Source organism: Psychrobacter sp. I-STPA6b, assembly GCF_020662265.1.
GTDB lineage: Bacteria > Pseudomonadota > Gammaproteobacteria > Pseudomonadales > Moraxellaceae > Psychrobacter.
In genome coordinates this window covers 176,301-198,070 of the sequence record NZ_VEWM01000080.1, presented here as the reverse complement: position 1 = coordinate 198,070, position 21,770 = coordinate 176,301, and the positions used below count along the sequence as shown (strand labels likewise).

Genomic DNA, 21,770 nt, shown 5'->3' with positions numbered 1-21,770 from the left:
TAGTTGAGTAGCCAACTGCTGGTTATTGTCCCGGTACGCTCTGGTTTTACTCGGTTAGTTTGATGCTTCTTATTTTATTCTTCTAAAATAGTTTGTTCAGAAGATTTCCAGTTTTCAGCACCATAGAATAGCATTTGGGCTTGTCGGGTACAGCGATGTAACTGTTGCTGTTTTTTTGCTTCTAAGGCAGGCTCATCTATTTCATCTTCTAACTCAGCAGTATAGGTTAAGTCTAACCAATCAATGACCCATGATAGAAATAGATTTAGCCCAGCGGCAGCCAGTAGCTGACGGTCATTATCGTCAATATGAGCAAATGCGGGTTGTAACCCCAGGTCTGCACCAACAATTTTAGCAAATAATTTAATCTGGTTATCTATCGCTGTGCGCACTGCTTCTGAACCACCAAAGCGCTCACTGACCATAAATTGCCAATAGCGAGGATGTTCGTCAACCGATTGGAAAAATAACTGAATACTCTTAGCAATCTGGCGGTCAAAACTGCGAGTACGTCCGATTTGTAAGCGGTCACGTAGAACAGATAAGGCAGTTCCAAGCTCATCTTCTACCAAGGACTTTCCCAGCATTTCCATATCATCAAAATGACGATAAAAGGCAGTCGGTACGACACCAACCTCACGGGTAACTTGGCGTAGGCTAATAGAGCCAAAGGATTGACCCGTCATACATAAGTCTAATACTGCATTAAAAAAGGCATAGCGTGTTTGAAGTTTTTTTTGCTCTCTAGAATTCATTGGACTATCAAATTATGGTTAATGAACCATTATGATACTCAGTTATGAGTAAAAAAACGAGGAGAAATTTATATATTCTATCATTTCGTATTGACTACTCTTACCAAAGATTACCACGGCTACCATTTAAGTCTTGAGCCAAGCGGTATGCCTCGTGGTCGTTCATGCCTGTAATAAAATCTAATATATTTAATGTATTGGTATAAACGTCATCATCAAGCTCACGATGATAGTGATGTAAATGTGCTGATAATAAACGCATCAGATGTTGTTGTTCAAAGTCAGGAGTCTGTCCTGTTTGGTGTAATAGTGCCAGTGGCATAAAGGCAGATAGTAGAGTATGTAAGCATCGATTTGCCATCAGCTCCATACGCACTTTATCTGGATGGGTAAATATCTGTTCACGAGCCAAGCTTTTTGCAGCAGCAATGCTGTTATTGACATTGGACTGGCAATGATCAAATAAGCTGCCCTGTAGTGTGCCTGCTAATAATGCCTTAGCATTGCTTACAAAGGCATCACTGACTTTATCAACCAGCCGCATCATAGCACGACCACGTAAGGCCGCAAGTTTTTGGGTAATAGGTGCATTATTTATGACTTCAGGTGGTGCGCCACGCTTACCGATTAATGCCAGCATCAGCTCTTCAACATCATTATAACTGAGCATACCAAGATGAATGCCATCTTCTAAGTCGATTAAGGCATAACAAATGTCATCGGCAGCTTCTAGTAAATATGCCAGTGGATGCCGAGAATATCCTTCATGAGTCGGAGAAGGTGGCAAGTGTAGACGTTCTGCCAGTTGTTGTAACTGCTCTGCTTCACTATAAAAGCATCCGTATTTTTGAATGTGTAAACCATTGGTAGAATGTGATAATTGGTCATTTTGGTTACTATGTTTGGCTAACCAAGGGTATTTCATAAATGCCCCTAGTGTTGCATAGGTCAAGCGCATACCACCTTCATTAGGATGATGTTCATTGCGAGTGAGAAGTCGAAATCCTTGAGCATTACCTTCATATCCTAATAAATCCCAGCGTTGATGCTGAGGTATATGCTCTAAAAGTGTTTGCTGTGCCTCATGGTGGAACCAGTCTCGAATGGCATACTCACCAGCATGTCCGAATGGTGGGTTGCCGATATCATGTGCTAAACAGGCGGCTTGTACAATCACGCCAACATCTGCCACGCTGACACCGCGTGGTAAACCATTAGAAAGCTGTTCGTGAAGTTTTTCAGCAGCCATCATACCTAAAGAGCGTCCTATGCAGGAGACTTCTAGTGAGTGTGTGAGGCGAGTATGAATCCCCATTTGATTGGTGAGAGGGTGAACTTGAGTTTTTTGATTTAGTTGCCGAAATGAGTGAGAAAAGATAAGGCGATCATAATCTTTATGAAAAGGTGTTCGTGATTTTTCCTGTTTTTTACGTTTTTTAATACTGCCTAAACGTCGGTCACATAATAAGTTTGTCCATTGCTTACTGGCGGTGTTATGTGGCTTTTGACCCTTTTTTTTTGTCATTGTTGTTTTGTATCCTATTGATTGATAAATATTTATTATGTGATATAGGATAACGTAGCACAGCAAAAATGTTTGTAGCAAGTAGTTTGTTACAATAATAAAGTGGCGTAATAGTAGGATATTTTGAATATTTATCCCGCTAGGCTAATATTTATAAGGGGTACAGCCTAACGGGATGACAGTTCAACAGGTTCTAGTTTATGGTTAACTCTTTAAATATTAAGATTCTTTTTCACAACGGAATAAGACATCACCATCTGCGACTTTGGCTCCATCTAGTGATAAGGTGGCTAGTTGCGCATTATTATCACTGGTGACGGTCCATGTGATACCTTGGTCATCAGTTAAACCAATGTCAGAGCTATATACTGTATTTTTATCTGAAGGTGCTTCAGTCAATTCATATTCAACACCATCAATAAGAAGATGGACAACTTTAGGTTGCTCATCATTATGATAGTGTGCATAAATTTCTTGTTCTGGCTCACATGAGAATTTGGTCATATTAGCAGGATCATGTCCTCCATGATGGTGTCCTTCGTGATCGTGGTCATGCCCTTCGTGGTCATGGTCATGTCCTTCGTGATCATGGTCATGCCCTTCGTGGTCATGGTCATGCCCTTCGTGATCGTGGTCATGTCCTTCGTGATCGTGGGCTTCATGATTTTGCTCTGGCTCTTCAGAAGCTTGTGTTGCCTCGTTTTTTTGGCATGCACTAAGCATTAAGCAGGGAATAAGTAAGGTTGCACAAAGTTGAGGTAATAAACGTACTTTAGATGTGGTTGATAAAGACATGGTAATTCCTTATTAAAATAAACATTATGTTATAATATAACAGATAATTGTATTTAAAAAGACCTATTTCTATGTGAATTTAAATAGGTCTCTTTATTTTAAAAGAAAATAACTTTGTTTTAAGTTATTTAGTACACTGGATAGTCAGTGCATATGATAGTTATGATATATTTTAGACATTAAATCTAAAGTGCATCACATCGCCGTCTTGGACAATATAAGTTTTACCTTCTAGGCGAGACTTACCAGCTGCAGCTGCTCCTTTTTCACCACCATACTCAATAAAGTCTTCATAAGCGATGACTTCAGCACGAATAAAGCCACGCTCAAAGTCAGTATGAATGACGCCGGCTGCTTCAGGGGCAGTGGCACCAACTTTGACTGTCCATGCGCGGACTTCTTTTACCCCAGCAGTAAAGTATGTCTGCATATCTAGTAAGTTGTAGCCAGCACGAATGACTCGGTCTAACCCTGCCTCGGTCATACCCATGCCTTCTAAAAAGTCCTGCTTGTCCTCTTCATCCAGTTGGGCAATTTCAGCTTCGATTTGGTTACATACTGCTAAGACGATGGCATCTTCATTTTTGGCATAGTCACGAACTGCATCTAGATAAGCATTATCTTCAAAGCCATCTTCGCTAACATTTGCAATATACATGGTGGGTTTTAAAGTGATTAGACCGTAGCTTTTGATTTGTTTTTTCTCATCATCATCCAGATTAGCTAGACGAGCTGGTTTGCCTTCAGCTAATAATGGTTGTACTTTTTCAAAGACAGCAAGTGTTGCTTTGGCGTCCTTATCACCACCTTTGGCTTTTTTGTTCAGGTTAGTAATGGCACGCTCTACGGCTTCTAAATCAGACAGTGCCAATTCTGTATTGATGGTTTCGATGTCATCAATTGGACTGACTCGACCATCAACGTGTATCACATTATCGTCATCAAAACAGCGAACTACATGAGCAATGGCATCAGTCTCACGAATATTTGCCAAGAATTGGTTGCCCATACCTTCGCCTTGTGATGCACCCGCAACCAGACCAGCAATATCAACAAATTCCATAGTGGTTGGTAAGATACGCTCAGGTTTTACAATGTCTGCTAGTTTTTTGAGGCGTGGGTCAGGTACAGGCACAATACCAACATTTGGGTCTTTGGTACAAAAAGGAAAGTTTTCCGCAGCGATGCCAGCTTTTGTAAGTGCATTAAATAAGGTAGATTTGCCGACATTTGGTAAGCCGACGATGCCACAATTAAAGCCCATGTATTGTCTCTCTTAAATTTGTTTAAAAAAATGAATAATTCGCTGTGTATTGTAGCAAAAATTATAACTGTACGGGGAGTAGATAGAAGCACATTGTTTTTACAGAGAGCTTCTTATTTATTTTTGTGCTTCTGCCGTTTCTACAACACCGACCATAACCCCCATATTTTTTTCATCCTTTTGTCCAATTTCGGGTGCATATAGTGCTGAAGCCACGCCACCATCTAAAAATAAGGCATTATGACAGCTCAAATCACCTTTAAATAATGCAGCAAATTGATAAAAGTTGACTGGTTCATCACTATTAACAAATTTAATCTGCCCATCTGCGCAGACACCAACACCATTACGAAACTTCAAAGAAGTGCTATCAGGATTAAATTTAGGATGAATGTTGCCATCAATGACGAGCATAGGTCCAGACTGTGTCGCATACCAAGGTGTGGCTTTATCTGTCTTGAGCAAATCATTCATTTGCTGGCTTTCTGTGATATTTACCTTGCCATTCTTATCCCACCATAGTACACCATTAGGTAATAGGTGAAAGTTTCCACCTCCCTCTTTAAGGTTTAATGAGCGTATTTCTTCGCCTTTAATCACAGTATAGCCAATAGGAGCGAACTCTGAATTATACATGCCAGCATTTGCGGCAAATTCGAGTGTTGATTTTTGTGGTAGATTGGCAATCAATGACTCAAACTTATATAGGGGACTAAGGGTTTGGTTTTTATTATCATCATCTGGTTTCCAAAATAAGCGTAAGGATAGGGCATCACCAGATAAAATATGGGTTTGCTCAACTTGACATAGTGAGTATTTAAAAGGTGAGGTTTGCCTACTACAAAATTTTGCTGTTGTTTCGTTATCTGTTGTTAGTTGCTCTATTAACTGCTCTGACTGGGAATCTTGGCAGCCAGTGGTGAATATAGTGATAAAAGATAGTAGCACTGCTACCCAATAATGTTTTTGGGTAGTGGAGTAGGAAAACTTTTGGATAAAAGAGCTGGAGCTGGATATCACAGACACAATAGACCTCAATAAAATATGTCATGGAAGCAGTATATTCGGTATACAGTTTAAGTATAAGGCAGTCTACTGTAAAAGGATATTGTATTTTATAGAGTCAAAATTTGTAGCATTGACACAATACAAACTGCTATGAGGTTATTTTTATAAACATTACCTTTAAACGTAGCCTTATTATAGTATTAGTTGTTATGGCTTTGGTTTTTATTAAAAGACAGTGACGGTTATATCCACTTAAATGGCTACAATGGTTGGATTAAGGTATCCACTAGGTATCAGCTATGATGCAAATTGTATGTCTTCTATTAAAACTTATCACAGTTCGATGTTAGATTTGCGCTTTACTCTATCATTTATATTATGATTGATTATAATAGGCGTCAGTTTTATCAAAACTATTATAATGGGACTATTTTTAGGTGGAAACTGTATTATTTAGTGTCCATTTAGTAGAGTTTGGTATTATCTGCTGTGTTTTATAAATAAACTGGACAAAATTAAGGAGTCTTACTAATGGCGATTGAGCGTACATTATCTATTATTAAGCCAGATGCTGTTGCTGGTAATCATATCGGTGAAATCTATACTCGTTTTGAGCAAGCTGGATTAAAAATTGTGGGTGCAAAAATGTTGCATCTTGACGATGAAAAAGCAGGTGGTTTTTATGCAGAGCATAAAGAGCGTCCTTTTTACAATGACTTGAAAGCTTTTATGACTTCAGGTCCTGTGGTCGTTTCTGTATTAGAAGGTGAAAATGCGATTGCAAAGCACCGTGAAATTATGGGTGCAACCAATCCTGCAGAAGCTGCTGAAGGTACTATTCGTAAAGACTTTGCAAAGAGTATTGATGAAAATGCAGTACATGGCTCAGATTCTCCAGAGTCAGCAAAACGTGAAATCGCTTATTTTTTTGCTGAAGACGAAGTATTAGAGCGTACTCGTTAAGCATTCATATTAATTATATGAGCTGATATTATTTATTAAGCCAAGTGTCATGGGCATATATTGCTGATGGCACTTGTCTGCATGTTGTCAAGTTAGGGTAAGACCCATGAGTAAAATTACGACTGTCAATCCAGATGCGCAGAACACTGTGAGCCATGCCTCTGTTGTAGAGTCAAAAGAAGCGGTGAATGAGCGTACCAATCTTCTAGGTATGAACCAAGAGGAGCTGGGAGCGTATTTTAAGACATTGGGTGAAAAACCCTTTCGAGCCACACAGGTTATGAAGTGGATATATCAGCATGGTGTGACTGACTTTACCCAAATGACAAACTTATCTAAGGCACTGCGTGAAAAGTTAAATCAGCATGCCTGTGTCACACCGCCAAAGGTGAAGCATAAAGAATTTAGCGAAGATGGCACACGTAAGTGGGTGTTTGAAGTTGCGGGTGGCTCGTTGGTAGAAACAGTACTGATTCCAGCAGATGATAGTAAGGTCAATGGGCGAAAAACACTATGTATATCTTCACAAGTTGGCTGTGCTTTAGACTGTAGTTTTTGCAGTACTGGCAAACAGGGTTTTGAGCGAGATTTGACACCTGCTGAGATAATTGGTCAGCTTTGGGTTGCTAATGCTTCTTATATGCAGGGTGTTGCGAGTCAAGATTGGCAAAATCACGTTACCAATGTGGTGATGATGGGTATGGGTGAGCCGTTGTTGAACTATCAGCCCGTTGTTTCTGCAATGAAACTGATGCTATCAGACCATGCGTATGGTCTATCAAAGCGTCGAGTCACATTATCAACCTCTGGTGTTGTCCCTAAAATGTATGATTTGGCTGATGATATTGATGTGGCACTTGCCATCTCTTTACATGCACCAAATGATGAGTTACGTAATGAGCTTGTCCCAATTAATAAAAAATATCCATTAGCAGAGTTAATGGCAGCAGCACGTGCTTATGTCTTTGATAGTAATCCACGCCACAAAAAGCATGTGACAATTGAATATGTGATGTTAGAAGGGGTGAATGATAGCGACGAACATGCTCAGCAATTAGTTCGTCTGTTAGATGACTTACCGAGCAAGATTAACTTGATTCCATTTAACCCATTCCCTCATGCACCGTATGGACGTTCAAGTAATAATAGAATCCATGCTTTTAGCAATATTTTAAGTAAAGCAGGATTTGTTTGTACCATTCGCCAAACTCGTGGTGATGATATTGATGCTGCTTGTGGGCAGTTGGTGGGTCAGGTTGCTGATAGAACTCGACGTTCTGCAAAATGGAAGCAACGTATTCAAGAGCAAGAACAAAGTATGAGTTAAAAGTAGATATATTTGGATAATCGGTTTAGTTAGAACGGATAGATGTCATTTTTGCTGATATCAAATTAATTCTGGTATATTGCGAATAGTTTAAGTTAGACTAACAAATGTGATTGACTTATATTCAAGTATTTAATCTTTCTTAAACAGAAGATAGAATATCGAAGTATCTGATATAAGTGCTTTTTTACGTTGATTTATAGTGAAAATTTCACCTTCTATTTTATGGCTAATTTAAGAACTTACTATGACTGTCTCATACTCCACTACATATTCGTTTCGTGATATTATCCGCAATAATATTCGCAGTTTTCATTACGCTATACGGGCAACGCTGATTGCTAGCGTGGCAATAATGGTACTAAGTGGTTGTCAATCTACTTCGGTTGATGGGGTAACACCGACTAGCCGATATGCAACGACAACTGAACCAACAGGATATACGTCTGATCCTAATAAAGTTGCACAAGTTCGTACAGCAATGGCGGCGCAGTTTATTCGTCAAAATGAGCTCGATTCAGCACAGCGGCAGCTAGAGAAGGCCTTTTCCGCTAATAGCCGATATGCGCCTGCTTATGATATGATGGGCATCCTATTGCAACAAGAAGGCAGTGAAATTAATCTTGCCAAGGCAGATGGATTTTTTAAGCGAGCCATTGAGCTTGACCCACAGTTTATGCAAGCACGTAATAACTATGGTGTATATCTATCGCAGATGGGAAGATATAATGACGCAATAGAACACTTTGAAGTGGCAGGTGCTGCATTAGGCTATGAAGGACGAATTGGTGCTTTAGAAAATTTAGGGCGGACCGCTCTAAAAGTGGGTAATACACAACTGGCGACAACTGCATTTTTGCGGGCATTGGATGGCAATCGTAATAGCTTAATTGCACATATTGAGTTGGTCGATTTGCTTATTGCTCAAAATCGTATACCACAAGCACAACAATTTTATGACGAAACTGTTTTGTTAACAGGTGGTGAGGCGAGTAGCCCACGTTTATTGTTACAAGGCATTAAATTAGCGGCAGCACGTAATGATCTGTCACAACGACAACAGCTATCACAGCAACTTTTATCAGCATACCCCCTAAGTGATGAAGCAAAATTGCTTAAAACTTGGATTCGTAACCCAGAGGCATCATGGAAGTAACTACCCCCCAATCAACTGACACTGTATCAAACCTAGAAAAGAGTGGCTCTCCACACGCATTTGGAGCAACGTTAAGACGTGCTCGTGAGCAGAAAAAAGCGACTCTTGATGAAGCAGCAGATACACTACATATCTTAAAGCGTCATTTAGAGGCACTAGAGGCAGAGGACTTTAGTAAACTGCCTCAAGCGACATTTGCTCGTGGCTTTGCTATTAACTATGCCAAGTATTTGGGATTAGATCCGCATGATATTGCTAAAGCATTTGATGCTGCTTATCCTACGCATTTAAAAGAGGCAAGCCGCAGTGAGATTAACACGCCATTAAAACCTTTAGGGACACTGCAGCGTGATTCTCGTCGTCTTAACTTACGGATAAATCCACTGTTAATATTGGGTGCAATTGCACTGGTTGTTTTAGCAGTATTTTTATTACGTACGATCAGCAATGCCAGACAAGAAGTGCCTGCAGAGGGTGAAGAGGTTGTCGTGGTTGATGACATATCTGGTGTAGAGCAGATACAAGGTGCTTCTTTGGATAATACAGCCACCTCTTTGCCAGCAGGTACAGCTGCCACTGGTGCTGGTAGTGCAGTAGGTGTTACAACCACAGCCCCTGTAGAAGAAGTCCAAAGTGGTAGCACAAATAATGCTACTCAGGCTACCTTAGATTTTTGGGTACGTGGTAATACAGATATTAGCGTGACAGATGCAACTGGTAAATCTTTAATGAGTGGTAATCAGTCTCGAGGTGGTTATAAAATCTCAGGTGTACCACCATTTCAGGTGCAGATTAGTAAAGTTAGCAATGTGGCTTTAAACTTAAATCAAGAAAAGGTTGCATTAACGCAATATGCACAAAATAACCAAGCAAATTTCTCACTTTCTCCATAAATCTTCTCTATCATATCTGATAGATACTATTTGCCCTTCAATGAGCTAATTAAGGATTAAGTGATGTCAATGCCTTCCCCCATAACTCGTCGTCCTACAAAGAAAATCTATGTGGGTGATGTCGCAGTGGGTGGTGATGCACCCATTAGTGTACAGAGTATGACCAATACCAACACCTGTGATGTGGCGGCCACTGTCGCACAGATTCAGCGCTGTGTTGATGCTGGGGCAGACTTGATGCGTGTATCGACACCAACGATGGATACAGTTGCGGCTTTTGCTGAGATTAAAAAGCAGGTTAATGTTCCTTTAATTGCAGATATCCACTTTGACTATAAAATTGCACTTGCTGTTGCAGAAGTCGGCGCAGACTGTTTACGGATTAACCCCGGTAATATTGGTAATGATAAAAAAGTACGAGAAGTGGTGGCATGTGCTAGAGAGCATAACATCCCGATTCGTATTGGTGTGAATGCAGGCTCGTTAGAAAAAGATTTGCAACGCAAGTATGGTGAGCCGACAGGTGAAGCGATGTTAGAGTCGGCTCTACGCCATATTGACATTTTAGAGCGCTTAAACTTTGACCAGTATAAAGTCTCAGTTAAAGCCAGTAATATATTTTTGACCTTAGATGCGTATCGTCTGATTTCTGCACAGATTGAAAACCCCTTACATTTGGGTGTCACAGAAGCTGGTGTATATCGCACTGGTACAGTTAAGTCTGCCATTGCGCTAGGTGGCTTATTGCTCGAAGGTATCGGAGATACCATGCGTATTTCACTGGCTGCTGAGCCTGAAGAAGAGATTAAGATTGGCTTTGATATCCTAAAATCTTTAGGAATCCGCTCTAATGGTGTGAACTTTATTGCCTGTCCAAGTTGCTCTCGTCAGGAATTTGATGTGATTCGGGTAATGAATGACTTAGAAGCACGTTTGGAAGACATTCGTGAGCCGATGGATGTTTCAGTTATTGGTTGTAAAGTGAATGGTCCGGGAGAAGCTAAAGAGGCTGATATTGGCGTTGTTGGTGCTAGCCCAAACTCTTTAGTATATCGAAACGGTGATAAAAGTCACTTAATTGATACCAAGCAACTGGCAGATGAAATCGAAAAAATGGTGCGTGATAAAGTAAAAGAACGTGAAGCAAAACGAGAAAATGAGATTTTGCGGGTGAAAGCCTAGGTGTATCTAAGTATATAATGCAAATGAAGTTTTTCTGCAAATAATAATATATGAGAAGTTTTGGATTGGTAGATTATGATTAAGTCGATTAAAGGTTTTAATGACATCCTGCAAGTACCGACAGAAGTTAGTCGTCCAAGTAGTGAGTGGCGACAGTTAGAGCATACATTAGCCAATGTTTTAGATAGATTTGGATTTGAGCAAATCCGTTTGCCGATTGTTGAGGAGACTCAACTTTTTGCTCGAGCTATTGGTGATGCGACGGATATTGTTGAAAAAGAGATGTTTAGCTTTACCGATAAGTCTGACCCACCAACGCCTATTACTTTGCGTCCTGAGGGGACAGCAGGCGCAGTCAGAGCTGTCATTGAGCATAATTTGCTACGTGGTGATGCACCAAAGTTGTGGTATATGGGACCTATGTTTCGCTATGAACAGCCCCAAAAAGGACGCTATCGTCAATTTCATCAGCTAGGGGTTGAAAGCTTCGGTAGTGAACTACCTGATGCAGATGCTGAGCTGATTGCCATGACTTATATGATGTGGCAAGACTTGGGTATTGATCATGAGCTAACTTTGCAAATTAATAGTCTAGGCGAGCCAGAAGAGCGGTCGGCATATCGTCAGGCATTGGTTGATTACTTAACCGATAAAAAAGCAGACCTAGATGCAGACAGTCAGCGTCGATTGAGCACTAACCCTTTACGCATCTTAGATAGTAAAGATAGCAAAACACAGGCTATCTTAGCAGATGCGCCCATGCTATCTGACTTTTTAGGTGCAGATAGTCAAGAGCATTTTGCCAAAGTACAGCAGTATTTAACTGTACTAGGCATCGACTATGAAATTAATCCAAAGCTGGTGCGTGGTTTAGATTACTATAATAAAACAGTTTTTGAATGGGTAACTGATAAGCTGGGCGCACAAGCAACGGTATGTGCTGGTGGTCGCTATGATGGTTTAATCGGTCAGCTAAAAACTCTAAAGCAGGGTGATACAAAGAAACCTGCACAGTCAGCACCTGCCATTGGCTTTGCTATGGGACTGGAACGCTTATTGCTATTAATACAAGCGATAGAACCCTTTGCACAGACTTCAGCTTGTGATGTATTTATTGTAGCGCATCCAGACGTTTATACTTCGGGTTTAAAATATGCACAATCACTGCGAAAAGAACGCCCAGACTTACGTGTGAAAATGAGTAGTGCAACCAGCTTAAAGTCACAAATGAAAAAAGCAGATAAATCAGGTGCGGATTTGACAGTGATATTGGCGCAAGATGAGATAGCCAATCAGCAGGTGAGCATTAAGCATATGCAGACGGGTGAGCAGACAACTCAGCCTGATTCATGGTTATATTCAGTGGATAACTTTAGCGTTAAATAGTTTATAGTAACATAACTTATGATTTCGATAGTTGCCTAAAGTGAAGGTAGTGTAAATAAGCATACTTGAAGATGAAGTATGATATATGGTTGTTTATTTTGATGATATATCATGATTAATGGTATGCTTGAATAGTTTTTTATTTTTAGATAATAGTTTATTAGGTAATATTATGGTCAGCAATACCGGTTCAAACCCTACTGGTGATAAATACGAAGCGCAGTCGATGGCTGATTTGAAAAAATATGGTGGCTATATTATCGCAGTTATCTTATTGGCTTTAGCTGGCTATTTTGGCTGGCAATATTGGCAAAATAGAACTGTGAGTGTTGATACAGTTGCTGCAGATGAGTATGCTGCTGTACAAGAGCTTAATGACAAAGTAAATTTGGCAAAGCAAAATCCTGATTTAGAAGCAACAGCTTTGGAAGCAGATAAAGCAGCACTGGCTGAACAGATAGATGCCTTGGTCGCTACACATCCCAACTCTGTATATGCTTGGCAAGCTTTGGTATTAAAAGCACGTCAGCAAGCAGATGCTGAAGACTATGATGGCGCTAGCACATCACTAAAACAAGCATTGTCGGTTGCTAATGATGATGCAGGATTAAAAGCACTGACTCAGTTGCGTTATGCAGCAACATTATTGGCGGCGGGTAAAGTAGATGAAGCCTTATCAGAGGCATCGCATGAAGTTCCTAATGCTTTTGATGCAACAAAACAAGAGTTATTGGGTGATATCTATCTGACTCAAGGTAAACAAGAAGATGCGATACGGGCTTATGAGAACGCTTGGTCATTGTTGATTAAACGAGAAGAAGAACGTGCTATCTTACGTTTAAAAATCGAAAGCTTAGGGGTTGTACCTGAGCAGGTGCCAGACAAACCTGAGTTAATTGCGAGTCAAGCATCGACCGTAGGAAGCTTGGTGACGGAAGAAGTAACACCAGAACAGCCAGTCGAAATAGATGCATCTACAGTTACTGTACAGTCTGAATCTACTGGTGAAGCGGAGACAGAAGAAGCATCTGAGATACAGTAGTAATCGCGTTAATATTTAAAAGCGATACGAAATGAATATGGCGTAACTGGCTTGCTGAATTGATGACGCAGAAACGATATTTATGAACTAATACGAGTACAAACCTATGACAAGATTTATCACGAATACTGGTGTTGCTATTATATCAAATAGGACGGTTCGTCCCATTATACAAGGTGTGGCAGTTGCTTTCTTAGCGATTAGTAGTGTGGCAATGGTTGGTTGTAGTAAAACCATTAAGCCAGATGAGCATAAACCAACGAAGCTTGTCCAATTAGAGCAACAAGTTAACTTGTTGGAGCCAGTATTTGCCGTCACAACATCGGCAAAAGGTAATGCTAAAGATCCTTTATCTTTGCAAGTAGGGTTAAATGGTAATCAGGTGATAGTTGCCAGTCGTGATGGTAATGTTTCTGCATATGATGCCCAAGGTAAGAACTTATGGCAAGTGAATGTAGGTAGTGAGATTACAGGTGGTGTGGCTGTAGATGCTAGCCATGATATTGCTATTGTTAGCACTCGTGATGCCAAAATTATTGCATTAGATGGTAAAACTGGGCAAGTACGTTGGCAACGTCCAACCACAGGCACAATCTTATCGCCTGCATTGATTCATAATAATCGTGTCATTGTGTCAGGTAACGATGGTCTGTTGCAAGGGCTATCTTTACAATCTGGAAATCCAGTATGGCAGTTTGCCACACAGGTGCCAAGTATCAGTGTTCGAGGCAGTGCTTCTCCTGTGCTATTAGATGATAGCACAGTCTTAATTGCTACAGCCGATGGTCGTTTGCATGCACTTAATATTGAAACAGGTCAGCCATTATGGTCACGACGTGTGGGTGTACCATCAGGTGCTAGTGAAGTGCAACGTATGACTGATATTGATGGTAATCCAGTTGTTGATAATGGTCAGTTATTCGCAATTAGCTATAGTGGTCAGTTAGTAGGTGTTGATTTACGCAGTGAAAGAATTCTGTTTGTGCAAGATGCTAGTAGCTTAAAGTCATTGGCAACAACTAATGATAGTGTCATTGCGACTACCTTATCAGGAGATGTTAAGGCCTTTAATCGTGTGACAGGTGAGCCAATGTGGGAGAACTCAGAGCTTCGTTATCGCCAGTTGACGAATCCAGTGCTTATCGGTAACTATATCGCGGTTGGTGATTTAGAAGGTGTGGTACATTTACTGTCGCCACAAACAGGAAAAATTGTTAGTCGAACTAGTACAAAAGGCGCTTTATCTACACTACAAGTTCAAGCAGATAACTTAATGACACAAAGCCAGTCTGGACAAGTAAATATCTGGCGTTTGAGTCACTAAAAGATAATTTATTTATCATAATGGGGTTTATTGATGTAACAAAATTTGTTGCGCAATAAACCCTAGCTGTAAAAGTATTATTAATATTAAAAAAGTTTTTCTGTAAATTTGATATATTAAACTTTAGCTTTTCCATTTACTACTATTTGTCTTAGCAAATAAATAGTCACCTTCTTTTTAGATATCTATCTAATATTCCATTTTAAATTTATTTTTGTGAGAGTAATCCATGTCAATGAAACCTGTCGTTGCCCTTATTGGACGCCCAAATGTTGGTAAGTCAACGATATTTAACCAGATGACACGAAGTCGACAAGCATTAGTGGCAGATCTATCTGGTTTGACACGTGACCGTCAATATGGTGATGCCACCTATGAGGGTAAATCATTTATCGTGGTTGATACAGGTGGTATCGGTGAGTCTGATGATGGCAAAGGTGAGATAGATGATTATATGTCTACTCAGTCTCATACCGCGATTCATGAAGCTGATATTATTGTATTTGTTGTTGATGCACGTGCTGGTATGGTTGGTGCAGATGCAGACATCGCTAAACAGTTGCATATATTGGGTAAGCCAGTCTATTTGGTTGCAAATAAAATTGATGGTGTGCATGATGCGGCACCAGCAGAGTTTTTTGCATTAGGATTGGGTGAGCCATATCCGATGGCTGCCAGTCATGGTCGAGGACTGAATAATCTATTAGATGATTTGACTGAGACGATGCCAGAACAAGTAGAAGATACTGCACCTGACGGATTGAAGCTGGCAGTTATTGGTCGTCCTAATGTAGGCAAATCTACATTGGTCAATCGTTTGTTAGGTGAAGAACGGGTTGTGGTCTTTGATATGCCAGGGACAACTCGAGACAGTATTTATATTCCGTATGAGCGTAATGGCAAAAACTATGTATTAATTGATACAGCAGGTGTGCGACGTCGTGGTCGTATTGATGAGAAGGTTGAAAAATTCTCTGTTATTAAGGCACTGCAAGCCATTAAAGATGCCAACGTGGTGATATTGGTTGTTGATGGTAAAGAAGGTATTGTAGATCAAGATTTACATATGCTAGGTTATGCACTAGATGCTGGTCGAGCCATTGTGATTGCTATCAATAAATGGGATGGTTTGTCTGAAGAGCAAAAGCAGATACTAAAATCAGATATAGAGCGTCGTTTTAACTTTGTACCTTATGTTAAGGTTCACCTGATTTCTGCGTTGCATGGCACGGGTGTGGGTAATCTTTATCCATCAATACTACGGGCGTATCAGTCTTCAATGTTCAAAGTTTCAACCAGTCGACTAACTCAAATCTTAGAAGATGCGATTACTGCAAATCCACCACCAATGGTCGCAGGACGACGTATTAAGCTACGTTATGCGCATTTGGGGGGACATAACCCGCCAGTGATTGTGATTCATGGTAACCAAACAGGCTCATTACCAAATAGCTATCGTCGTTATCTTGAGAACCAATTTCGGGATGTTTTTAAGCTAGAGGGGACGCCATTAAAGGTTGAGTTTAAGTTAAATACTAACCCCTATGCAGGAAAAAAGTCCACGCCAACAAAGGCAAAAATGCAACAGCAAAGACAGCGTAAGCGTGTACAGAAGTTTAAAAAGAAGGGTAATAAAGGGCGTTAAATATTTGTAAGAGAGTGGTGGTTGACTACCAAAACTCACTTATGTATTAATAGGAACACTATATTCTTGATTAGGCTTTGTTGAACATTTATTTCTGTACAAAAAATAGCTTAATGGATTTAATGTTCAATAGTTCCTAAATGACTGTTTGTCATCGTATTTTATCTTATGAGTCATACTTTATTTTATGAACCGTCACTCACAAAAGAACTTTCAATATTTCATTCAGCAAACTGCGATTATACCAACAACTATTTTGTTTATATCAGCAGTTAGCCTATATATATTTGGTGGTTTGGTTGATACTTACCATCAAAAGAAAATTGAAATTAAAAGCTTTTCACAAATGCTGGCTGAAAGTGCATCAATACCTGATGGTGCACCTGTTGTGGCACAGCAAGTGACGTATTTATTAGAGCAAGATGATGCACTACAGAGTATTTCTTTTTACTCCATTGAACAGTCTTTAAACTTTAATGAGCAAAATGACTCAGATTGGCAAGTAGTGGCGGGTAAGGATGTTATCAGTTTTCATCAGCCTGTTATTAGTAAAGCTTTAGACTTTAGCCTTGATGCCAAGCCACAGTCTGCACTATCGAATCGCTCATTACTAGGCTATATTAATGTTACGTTAGATTTAAGCCTATTGAGAAAGCAGTGGTTTATCCAGCACTCTATCGTATTATTAAGCTTACTGGGTTGTTATGCTATTTGGTTTGCTGCGATGTGGTGGCGGTTATCAAAGCCATTAGATAGACTTGAGCAGTTAGCAGATGAGGCATCAGAGTTGCTGGGAAAAAATATAGAGACAGCAAATCGGTTGCTCAAAGATGAAAGCCAGTTTATTCAGCTTGATCGCATTCATAAGGCCATGTTTTGGTTGCATCGATTATACCAGCAAAGCCAAAGTCGGATCCAAGAGTTAGAAAAACAAAGTCATACCCAGCCTTCAAATGAAATGCTGGCTTTCCAGCAAAGTAACTTCCAAAGCATGATTACTCATGAGTTAAAGACCTCTTTGAATGCAATTTTTGGGGGGTTGCAACTATTAGACAATCACTATGCCAGTAATGAGCAAAAAGATGCCATCAATATTATTAAAAAGGGAAGTACAGATTTAGACTTTATTTTAGGGCAGATTATTCAGCTCAATAAAATTGAAAAAGGACAGATGAAGGTTGATGTATCGGAAATTCGTCCTTTACAGATACTGAGTAATTTAATACAGACTTATGAAAAAACAGCAAAGGATAAAGGGATTGAGCTGATGGGGCATATACATCACTCAGATCAAGGGCTAAAAGGTGATTTACAAAAGGTTTATAGTATATTAGATGTACTGATTAATAATGCCATCAAGTTTACAAAAGAAGGTAGTGTTACAGTTGAGTCCTATTTAGAACAGATGGATGAGAAAATCTGTTGGCGTGTTGATGTGACTGATACAGGGGTAGGCATTGAAGAGCATAACCTAAAAGATATTTTCTTACCATTTTTCCAAGTAGACCCTTCGATGAGTAGAGAGTTTGAAGGTGTAGGTGTAGGCTTGGGTGTTGCTGAGAAATTAGCAAAGCTGATTAAAGGTGAGCTGACTGTAAAAAGTGTCTATGGAGAAGGTAGTACATTTAGTTTGATATTGCCACTATTAGAATGGAAGCAGGGTTATGAAAGTCGATTATTAGAAGGTGTCAAAATTGCTTATATTGATACTAATAGGCAGTCTAATTTTGTAAAGCTTATGGGTAGATATGGTGCTTTGGTTGAGGACTTTATTGATTATCAGTTGTTAATAGATTATATATTTAGTACACCTGTCAATGCTCTAGGGATCTCATCAAATATTAGTATTAAAGATGCTAAGTTTTTGGCGATAAAAATTCGCAAGTTAGAAAAAGAGCATCGTCTACTCATTGTGTATTATTATGATAAAATTAGTGATACTAAAATGAATGAGCTACAGGCGGCTGGGGTGGATTTTTGCCAGCCAGCTCAGCTTCCAGACGATGAGTTAGCAAGTGCAATAAAGGGGTGGCTATAAGTAGAGTGTCATATATTGCAGAGTATATGACTTATTATTTGTCATTTTGTTATGGCTATAATCAATATTGAATAGGAAGGAAGTTCATATTGATTATTAGGGCATGTTGAATATTTACTCTGTAAAGTGATCATTCATAAAAATTTATAGTTATATTTTAACTTTTGTGCAAAGTGGGCTAAATTATTCACAATAGCTCTCAGTAAAAAGGCAACCTTTCTAAACAGAAAAGGTTGCCTTTTGATATTATGATTTAAGAAAATATCTATAAAGTTTTGGATGATACGTTAGAATAAGCTGGTAACCCACTTTACAATATGTTGCCAAGCTCGCTTTAATAGTCCAGATTGCTCAATATTCTCAGTGGCGACGATAGGTACAGTAGCGACAGTTTTGCCTTCGATAACTGCCATCATTTCTCCAATTTTTTGACCTTTGGTGATAGGCGCTGCGATATCATCATCTAGACGAGTAATGGTTTCAATTTTATTTTTCTGTTTTTTGGCAACTAATACTTGTAAAGGTGCTTGTGTGGCGGCGGTTACTTCATCAGCCTCGCCAAATAAGACAGGGACTTTAGCGACAAATTGATTTGCAGGTGCTAAAACAGCAGTATCAAAATGTCCAAATCCCCAGTTAAGTAGCTCGCGGGACTGGTCAGCACGTGCTTGCATGCTTTTTGTACCCATGATTACAGAGATTAGTCGCATGTTATTGCGCTTGCTGGAAGCCACAAGGCAGTAGCCAGCAGCATTGGTATGCCCAGTCTTTAAGCCGTCAACTGTTGGATCTGTTAACAAAAGAGCGTTACGGTTGCCTTGAGTGATATTGTTATAGGTAAACTCTTTTTCAGAATATATATTATAGTACTTGTCATCATCTTTAATAATGGCTCGGGCAAGCTTGGCTAAGTCTAGAGCGGATGCTTCATGGCCTTCATCTGGCATACCCGTTGCGTTAACAAAGTGTGTATTTTCCATTCCTAAGTTTGCAGCTTCTTCATTCATCATGTCGGCAAAAGCAGACTCACTACCAGCGATATGTTCTGCCATCGCTTTGGAGGCATCATTGCCTGATTGAATAATAATACCTCTCAGCATATCAATAACTGATGCGGTTGTGTTGACGGGAACATACATACAAGACTGGCTACTGCTACCACGGCACCATGCGCTTTCACTCATTAAGACAGGGTCTTCTTCTTGTAATTCACCTGAAATGAGCTTTTTTTCAATAATATGGCTGGTCATCATTTTTGTTAATGAGGCAGGTGGTAGTGGAACATTTGCATTCTTTTGAGCCAATATCTCACCAGTGTCATAGTCCATTAAGACATAAGCAGCATTATCCATTTGTGGTGGCTCTATGGCAGCTTGAGTCGCCAAAGAAGTCAGTACCAGACTGGTGGCAGTTGCGAGTTTTAATACCAGATTTTGTTTCATTGTTTGTTCCATAACCACTTATATGACAATGACTATTGTCATTGAGATGAATAATATATTGACGATAGGGAAATTATCTATAAAAGAGCCATCTTATCAAAATGCCTAATATTGGGAAATAGCTAATTGCATATTTATGCCAATATTTCAATCTACTGTTATCTAGCAAAAAGAAAATTTAATGATAACCATCAATCATTGAAGTATAATTAAAAAACTAATAAAGTATGGCTCTAAATAGGGCCAAGATTTGATACTTAGAAAGTTTCACTGGCAAGCTCTTGACATAATATTTTATTTTCTTCTGCTGGATAAGGATAACCTTTGGTCCAAATTCGAATACTTCTAAGTATATTTTTATAATCTTGTTGTGTTGATAGATACTGTAATGCTGCTTGAGGGTTTTCTATATTAGGTATTAATTTTTGTAACTCTATATTATATCTTTGATAAAACACGTGTTTTTGACGAGTATTTAGCATTGGTGGACAAATTTCAGATAATACTTGTAATACAGCAATTTTATGAGTAGCAGAATTAACTTCTAGTAAGTCTGCTGAAACGAAAGTTGGTGTTGCTGCTTGTACAGCCTGTGAGAGTATGGTTATCATACTGACTGTTAAGCCTATACTAAGGTATTGGCCAAGAGACAGGAAAGATTTATTTTGTAAAATCATGGTTACGCATCATACTTTTCCATAAATGATGAACCTATAATAATGATTACGTATAGTAATGTCACATGAATTTTATGGAGACTTGTAGAGTTATTGTGTCCTAAAATTAAGCGTGCGTAACATAAAAGAAGAACAGTAGTGCGATATATCAAGGTGTCATTGCTTCTTATAGTTAGTGCGTTACTGGTATTTTGCATAAAACTTGTTTGTGTGTAACAGGAAGTTATCTTTTCAGTTATTATCAACAGGATTATATTGACTTCCTTGTTCATCACGGTAAAGTGACTATGAGAGAGAATGCAAAGAAATAGGGTAATAGTATGAGACATTATTTGCAGTGTAATATTCAGTGGTAATATTTAAATGAATATATGTCTAATGGGTACTTTTGATGCTCTATGATTCTAAAATTATTTTTAGTAAATTTATAATGTAGATTTAAGGTAATATGTTTATGTATACCAACCGATTCAAATTAAAGCGTCCAAGTATGCTACCGTGGTATAAAGCAGGAGTGTATTCATTGGTGTTAGCAACCGTTGCCATATTTTCGGGATGTGCGACACCAATACCACAAAATGTGAAACCAACACCAACAATTGTTAATAATGAGCGAGGTGTTCCAAATTATTATCATGTACGGGCAGGTGATACTGTCAGTCAAATTGCTGGTCGTTATGGGCTAAGTATTGGACAGATTAAAGAATTAAATCATTTAGATAGCCAATATACGATTTATGTTGGTCAGTGGCTTAAACTGTGGCAAGATAATTCGGGACAACGTCCAGTCGTGAATAACAGACATACAGCTGGGCAGTCACATAATCGTCAAGTACCAAATACATCAGCTACTACTAGCTCTGGTTACCGTTATCCAACTTCGAATGCTGTGATTCATCAATATGATAGTAACACAGGTGTTATGGGTATGTGGTTTGCAGGGCAGATTGGCGATCCAGTTGTTGCTAGTCAGTCAGGAACAGTACTATATACAGGTGATGGCTTACTTGAGTATGGTAACTTAGTCATGATTAGGCATGATAGTGAGTATGTGACAGCCTATGCACACAATGACCGAATATTGGTTAAAGAAGGAGAGCAAGTACAGGCTGGTCAACGTATCGCAACGATGGGTAACTCAGGTAGTGTCGATCAAGTTGCATTAGAGTTTCAGGTACGTCGTAATGGTCGCCCTGTAGATCCAAAGACTGTATTGAGTTATTAGGTTCGGTTGAGCCTTTGCTCCGTTAGGCTAGTATTTATACAGGATATAGCTACTTTGTGCTTTCATGTAAAAATTGGCTAAATTTACTTTGATTATATAACCATATTGTCAGCACTATGAAAA

18 protein-coding genes are annotated in these 21,770 nt (G+C 39.3%); 11 read left to right on the top strand and 7 right to left on the bottom strand.

The features are described from left to right. Positions 1 to 74 precede the first annotated feature (74 nt). The 5 genes from FHK88_RS10695 to FHK88_RS10675 all read right to left on the bottom strand — a co-directional run bounded on the left by FHK88_RS10695 (position 75) and on the right by FHK88_RS10675 (position 5,359). Entirely contained in the window at positions 75 to 755 is a 681-nt protein-coding gene (locus FHK88_RS10695; RefSeq protein ID WP_227430736.1) for a TetR family transcriptional regulator, read from the bottom strand. 100 nt (positions 756 to 855) lie between these two features. Next, entirely contained in the window at positions 856 to 2,280 is a 1,425-nt protein-coding gene (locus tag FHK88_RS10690) for a deoxyguanosinetriphosphate triphosphohydrolase (protein ID WP_227430735.1), read from the bottom strand. A 219-nt stretch (positions 2,281 to 2,499) separates the two neighbouring features. Continuing rightward, on the bottom strand, positions 2,500 to 3,075 hold the full coding sequence (locus tag FHK88_RS10685; protein ID WP_227430734.1) for an MliC family protein: 576 nt from the start codon (positions 3,073 to 3,075) through the stop codon (positions 2,500 to 2,502). Between the two features lie 172 nt (positions 3,076 to 3,247). Continuing rightward, the gene (gene ychF / locus FHK88_RS10680) at positions 3,248 to 4,339 is read right to left on the bottom strand and encodes a redox-regulated ATPase YchF (protein ID WP_227430733.1); all 1,092 of its coding nucleotides are present in this window, start codon (positions 4,337 to 4,339) and stop codon (positions 3,248 to 3,250) included. Between the two features lie 117 nt (positions 4,340 to 4,456). Next, a complete protein-coding gene (locus tag FHK88_RS10675; RefSeq protein WP_227430732.1) occupies positions 4,457 to 5,359 on the bottom strand; it encodes a phosphodiester glycosidase family protein in 903 nt (300 codons plus the stop codon). 519 nt (positions 5,360 to 5,878) lie between these two features. On the opposite strand from FHK88_RS10675, the gene ndk reads away from it, so the two are divergent. The 10 genes from ndk to FHK88_RS10625 all read left to right on the top strand — a co-directional run bounded on the left by ndk (position 5,879) and on the right by FHK88_RS10625 (position 18,303). Continuing rightward, positions 5,879 to 6,310 carry a nucleoside-diphosphate kinase gene (gene ndk / locus FHK88_RS10670; RefSeq protein ID WP_227430731.1) on the top strand — a complete coding sequence of 144 codons (432 nt, stop codon included), beginning with the start codon at positions 5,879 to 5,881 and terminating at the stop codon, positions 6,308 to 6,310. 106 nt (positions 6,311 to 6,416) lie between these two features. Then, the gene (rlmN, locus tag FHK88_RS10665; RefSeq protein WP_227430730.1) at positions 6,417 to 7,637 is read left to right on the top strand and encodes a 23S rRNA (adenine(2503)-C(2))-methyltransferase RlmN; all 1,221 of its coding nucleotides are present in this window, start codon (positions 6,417 to 6,419) and stop codon (positions 7,635 to 7,637) included. Between the two features lie 247 nt (positions 7,638 to 7,884). After that, positions 7,885 to 8,793 carry a type IV pilus biogenesis/stability protein PilW gene (pilW, locus tag FHK88_RS10660; protein WP_227430729.1) on the top strand — a complete coding sequence of 303 codons (909 nt, stop codon included), beginning with the start codon at positions 7,885 to 7,887 and terminating at the stop codon, positions 8,791 to 8,793. Continuing rightward, on the top strand, positions 8,784 to 9,686 hold the full coding sequence (locus tag FHK88_RS10655; RefSeq protein ID WP_227430728.1) for a helix-turn-helix domain-containing protein: 903 nt from the start codon (positions 8,784 to 8,786) through the stop codon (positions 9,684 to 9,686). Before pilW ends, FHK88_RS10655 begins: the two co-directional genes overlap by 10 nt. A gap of 63 nt (positions 9,687 to 9,749) precedes the next feature. Next, on the top strand, positions 9,750 to 10,868 hold the full coding sequence (gene ispG / locus FHK88_RS10650; protein ID WP_227430727.1) for a flavodoxin-dependent (E)-4-hydroxy-3-methylbut-2-enyl-diphosphate synthase: 1,119 nt from the start codon (positions 9,750 to 9,752) through the stop codon (positions 10,866 to 10,868). Positions 10,869 to 10,943: 75 nt separating this feature from the next. Continuing rightward, positions 10,944 to 12,254 carry a histidine--tRNA ligase gene (gene hisS, locus FHK88_RS10645; RefSeq protein ID WP_227430726.1) on the top strand — a complete coding sequence of 437 codons (1,311 nt, stop codon included), beginning with the start codon at positions 10,944 to 10,946 and terminating at the stop codon, positions 12,252 to 12,254. Between the two features lie 172 nt (positions 12,255 to 12,426). Then, complete coding sequence (locus FHK88_RS10640) at positions 12,427 to 13,296, top strand: YfgM family protein (protein ID WP_227430725.1); 870 nt, start codon at positions 12,427 to 12,429, stop codon at positions 13,294 to 13,296. Positions 13,297 to 13,402: 106 nt separating this feature from the next. Further along, the gene (bamB, locus tag FHK88_RS10635; protein ID WP_227430724.1) at positions 13,403 to 14,620 is read left to right on the top strand and encodes an outer membrane protein assembly factor BamB; all 1,218 of its coding nucleotides are present in this window, start codon (positions 13,403 to 13,405) and stop codon (positions 14,618 to 14,620) included. A gap of 229 nt (positions 14,621 to 14,849) precedes the next feature. Continuing rightward, positions 14,850 to 16,265: a ribosome biogenesis GTPase Der gene (der, locus tag FHK88_RS10630; protein WP_227430723.1), complete on the top strand. Its 1,416-nt coding sequence runs from the start codon at positions 14,850 to 14,852 to the stop codon at positions 16,263 to 16,265. A gap of 187 nt (positions 16,266 to 16,452) precedes the next feature. Further along, positions 16,453 to 18,303 (top strand): sensor histidine kinase, encoded by a 1,851-nt coding sequence (locus FHK88_RS10625; RefSeq protein WP_227430722.1) that lies wholly within the window; start codon positions 16,453 to 16,455, stop codon positions 18,301 to 18,303. Positions 18,304 to 18,590: 287 nt separating this feature from the next. On the opposite strand, the gene FHK88_RS10620 is transcribed toward FHK88_RS10625, so the two are convergent. Beyond that, positions 18,591 to 19,745: a D-alanyl-D-alanine carboxypeptidase family protein gene (locus FHK88_RS10620; protein ID WP_264480662.1), complete on the bottom strand. Its 1,155-nt coding sequence runs from the start codon at positions 19,743 to 19,745 to the stop codon at positions 18,591 to 18,593. A 257-nt stretch (positions 19,746 to 20,002) separates the two neighbouring features. Next, complete coding sequence (locus tag FHK88_RS10615; protein WP_227430720.1) at positions 20,003 to 20,422, bottom strand: MCR_0457 family protein; 420 nt, start codon at positions 20,420 to 20,422, stop codon at positions 20,003 to 20,005. A 454-nt stretch (positions 20,423 to 20,876) separates the two neighbouring features. Here FHK88_RS10615 and FHK88_RS10610 point away from each other — a divergent pair, with 454 nt between their 5' ends. Continuing rightward, complete coding sequence (locus FHK88_RS10610; protein ID WP_227430719.1) at positions 20,877 to 21,647, top strand: M23 family metallopeptidase; 771 nt, start codon at positions 20,877 to 20,879, stop codon at positions 21,645 to 21,647. Positions 21,648 to 21,770 lie beyond the last annotated feature (123 nt).

Coding starts and splice junctions, on each gene's coding strand:
- FHK88_RS10695 (WP_227430736.1), bottom strand. CDS start 755: ATGAATTCTAGAGAGCAAAAAAAACTTCAAACACGCTATGCCTTTTTT.
- FHK88_RS10690 (WP_227430735.1), bottom strand. CDS start 2,280: ATGACAAAAAAAAAGGGTCAAAAGCCACATAACACCGCCAGTAAGCAA.
- FHK88_RS10685 (WP_227430734.1), bottom strand. CDS start 3,075: ATGTCTTTATCAACCACATCTAAAGTACGTTTATTACCTCAACTTTGT.
- ychF (WP_227430733.1), bottom strand. CDS start 4,339: ATGGGCTTTAATTGTGGCATCGTCGGCTTACCAAATGTCGGCAAATCT.
- ndk (WP_227430731.1), top strand. CDS start 5,879: ATGGCGATTGAGCGTACATTATCTATTATTAAGCCAGATGCTGTTGCT.
- rlmN (WP_227430730.1), top strand. CDS start 6,417: ATGAGTAAAATTACGACTGTCAATCCAGATGCGCAGAACACTGTGAGC.
- pilW (WP_227430729.1), top strand. CDS start 7,885: ATGACTGTCTCATACTCCACTACATATTCGTTTCGTGATATTATCCGC.
- FHK88_RS10655 (WP_227430728.1), top strand. CDS start 8,784: ATGGAAGTAACTACCCCCCAATCAACTGACACTGTATCAAACCTAGAA.
- ispG (WP_227430727.1), top strand. CDS start 9,750: ATGTCAATGCCTTCCCCCATAACTCGTCGTCCTACAAAGAAAATCTAT.
- hisS (WP_227430726.1), top strand. CDS start 10,944: ATGATTAAGTCGATTAAAGGTTTTAATGACATCCTGCAAGTACCGACA.
- FHK88_RS10640 (WP_227430725.1), top strand. CDS start 12,427: ATGGTCAGCAATACCGGTTCAAACCCTACTGGTGATAAATACGAAGCG.
- bamB (WP_227430724.1), top strand. CDS start 13,403: ATGACAAGATTTATCACGAATACTGGTGTTGCTATTATATCAAATAGG.
- der (WP_227430723.1), top strand. CDS start 14,850: ATGTCAATGAAACCTGTCGTTGCCCTTATTGGACGCCCAAATGTTGGT.
- FHK88_RS10625 (WP_227430722.1), top strand. CDS start 16,453: ATGAACCGTCACTCACAAAAGAACTTTCAATATTTCATTCAGCAAACT.
- FHK88_RS10620 (WP_264480662.1), bottom strand. CDS start 19,745: ATGAAACAAAATCTGGTATTAAAACTCGCAACTGCCACCAGTCTGGTA.
- FHK88_RS10615 (WP_227430720.1), bottom strand. CDS start 20,422: ATGATTTTACAAAATAAATCTTTCCTGTCTCTTGGCCAATACCTTAGT.
- FHK88_RS10610 (WP_227430719.1), top strand. CDS start 20,877: ATGTATACCAACCGATTCAAATTAAAGCGTCCAAGTATGCTACCGTGG.